At 74.7% G+C, this 1,188-nt stretch carries 1 protein-coding gene; it reads right to left on the bottom strand.

The features are described from left to right. The coding region (locus tag G5C65_RS38815) for an ATP-binding protein (RefSeq protein WP_206442715.1) at nucleotides 1-780 on the bottom strand (780 nt) is incomplete at its 3' end. Between the last annotated feature and the right edge of the window lie 408 nt (nucleotides 781-1,188).

The following is a 1,188-nucleotide window of genomic DNA, read 5'->3' as shown; positions in this document are numbered from 1 at the left end:
GAGCGGGCCAGTGGTGCTGAAGAAGGCGTCAGGGGGTGGGGCCGAGGCGGGAGCAGGCCCACTCCAGCAGCGCGCTGTCCGCCGTGGCCCCGGGGGGGGTGGCGCTCCAGGGCGGCGTAGAGGTGTGAGGTGATCTTCGCCCAGGTGCGGAAGTTGCCCCGCGCGCAGGCAGCGTCCGCGTGCAGCAGGCCGGCGTCCTCGGCCGCGTCCCCTACCAGGTGGAACAAGGTCCCATACCGGGTGGAACAAGCGCAGCACACCGGGGACTTGAGCAGCGTCCAGGCGGGGGGTGTGCTGCCAGGTCAGCACCCGGGAGGCCAGCGCGGGAGCACGGGCCAGGGTGTGCTCGGCGCCCGCCCCGCACTGCACCAGGCAGGTCTGGGTGGGGGGCGCGTCGGCCAGCAGCCACGGGTCATCGAGTTCGGCGGGCGCGATGCGCTGCGCGTCATCGATGACCAGCACCCCGGGGCTGCTCAAGGCATCCAAGAGCGCGCGGTCAGCCGCCTCCGCCCGCCGGGCCAGGGGCAGGGACAGGGCGGAGTGGCCGAACGCCTCCAGCAGCGCGGCCCGCAGCTGCGGCAGCGCCGGCTTCACCGCCACCAGCGCCGGCCGGGCCACCAGGCGGCGCGGCAGCAGGCGCAGCGCCTGGTGGAGCGCGACGGTCCTGCCCTGCCCCGGGTCCCCGTAGAGGCACGGCACGGCACGCGCCGCAGCCGTGTGCACGAGGGCCTCGGCCACCTCGCCCGCCTGCCGGGTGGAGATACCGGGCGCACCCGGCACTTGCAGCCGCGCATCCGCCGGGCTGGACAGCGTGGGACCGGAGCCGGGCTCGGAGACGGGCTCTACCGGTACGGCGACGCGGCCGTGCCGGTGGTCTGCCCGGCAGGCAGGGCCCGGCCCGCTTCATCGACCGTGCCCGGCAACGCCGGCTCGGCCAGCACACGGCCGTAGCGGTCCGGGACTCCTCGCGCGTGAGCCGGGCGGGAGACCTCCAGGACACGACCGGCGCGCTGTTCACGATGGACAGCGTGCTACAGAGTGGTGAGCGAGAGCAGCACGCCGGTACGGCACCACTTCGTCGGCGTGCTCTTCATCCAGCGGTGCAGGGCTTGGTGTTTCCCCCGGAGGTCCGACAGCCGTGCCCACAACTCATCCGTGATCACGAACCGCCCCCGCCGCGCGGCAGCC

It is taken from the genome of Streptomyces boncukensis (genome assembly GCF_011045075.1).
In the GTDB taxonomy this organism is placed as follows: Bacteria; Actinomycetota; Actinomycetes; order Streptomycetales; family Streptomycetaceae; genus Streptomyces; species Streptomyces boncukensis.
The sequence above is the reverse complement of the archived record's forward strand: the minus strand, read 5'-3'. Positions and strand labels throughout refer to the sequence as shown.